The following is a 1,556-nucleotide window of genomic DNA, read 5'->3' on the forward strand; positions in this document are numbered from 1 at the left end:
CGGAACTTGTCAAGGTCGGTGGGACCAGTGGGTGTTACGCCGCTTGGGGTAGTGGTTGATCGGTTGCCGGTTCGGGCGGGTTGATCCAGACGGCGTCGGGCAGGTGCAGCGCTTTGGGTCTGGGCCGGCGGGAGAAGCGTTCGGGGTGGGCGGTCCAGGCGGTGTCGAGGGCCTGTTCGCGTTGTTTCTGTTGGGTCGCGGCGTGGCCGTAGTGGACGTCGGCGGGGGTGTGCAGCCCGATGCCGGTGTGGTGGTGTTCATGGTTGTACCAGGCGAAGAACGTGTCGCAGAACGCGCGGGCGTGGGCCAGGGATCCGAAGCGTTCGGGGAACGTGGGGTGGTACTTCACGGTCTTGAACGCGGCTTCGGAGAACGGGTTGTCGTTGCTGACCCGGGGTCGGGAGTGCGTGCGGGTGACGTGCAGGTCGGCCAGGAGTGTGGCGACGCGTGTGGAGGTCATGGAGGTGCCGCGGTCGGCGTGCACGACCTGCGGGACTCCGTGCAGGGTGATGATCTCGGAGATGAAGTCGTGGGCGATCTCGGCGCTTTCTCTGGCGGCGACGTGATGCCCGACGATGTATCGCGACCAGATGTCGATCATGACGTAGGCGTCGTAGTAGACGCCCTTGGCCGGGCCGGGGAGCTTGGTGATGTCCCAGGTGAACACCTGCCCCGGCCCGGTCGCGGTCAGCTCCGGACGGGCCCGGGTGGGATGTCGGGCCTGCCGGCGCCGGTCGACGACCTGATCGTTGGTGCGCAGGATGCGGTAGAGGGTGGAGATCGAGGCCAGGTAGACGCCCTCGTCGAGCAGCGTCGCGAATGCCTCGGTCGGGGTGGTGTCGACGAACCGGTCGCTGTCGAGCACCGCCAAAACGTGAGCGCGTTCAGCGTCAGACAGTCGGTTCACCGGCGCCGGCCGCGACGCCGGCGCACGCCCATCAGGGGTGCGGGCGCGTCGGTGGGCGGTGCTGCGGGCGATCCCGGTCAACCGGGCCGCACTGCGGGTCGACGTCGCCGCGGCGAGCAACTGGGTGTGGGCGTCGGTCAGGGCTTGGTCGGCTTGGTGTCGGTGTCCGCGCTCTCGGAGATCTCGGCCAAGAGCGCGTGTGCTTTTCCCATGATGTCCAACGCCGCCTCGGTCCGGGCGATCTTGCGGTTGGCCAGCTCCAACTGGCGGCGCAGCCGGGCGATCTCGGCCTGCTCCCCACTCGGGCGTCCGACGCTCTGACCGGGCTTCTTCCCCTCGAGCAGGCCGGCATCACGAGCGCGGCGCCACTCACTCATCAACGACGAGTACAAGCCGTTACGGCGCAGATACCCGTTGCCGTCGCCGTCGGCCACGGCCTGTTCGTACTCGGCGAGCAGCCGCAGCTTCTCCGCCGGAGGAAACGACCGCCGCCGTGGCCGGTCTGATCGAGGTCCTTCCGTCGCCATGACCCCATCGTGCCTGACGGACATATCTGTGCTGGGAATCGTCATCGAAGGAAGATCCATCCTCGCCCCGGGAGGGCTACTTGCTCTGAACCACTGGACTCACCCAACCCTGACACCCAGGG

1 protein-coding gene is annotated in these 1,556 nt (G+C 67.7%); it reads right to left on the reverse strand.

Annotation, left to right across the window (positions count from 1 at the left end; all coding sequences use genetic code 11):
* Positions 1 to 34: 34 nt before the first annotated feature.
* A protein-coding gene (locus tag I8N68_RS32360; RefSeq protein WP_200216905.1) for an IS3 family transposase occupies positions 35 to 1,479 on the reverse strand; the annotation gives its coding sequence in 2 pieces (ribosomal slippage) (positions 35 to 1,110 and positions 1,110 to 1,479; 1,446 coding nt in all).
* Positions 1,480 to 1,556 lie beyond the last annotated feature (77 nt).

It is taken from the genome of Micromonospora coerulea, from assembly GCF_016598485.1.
GTDB lineage: Bacteria > Actinomycetota > Actinomycetes > Mycobacteriales > Micromonosporaceae > Micromonospora > Micromonospora coerulea.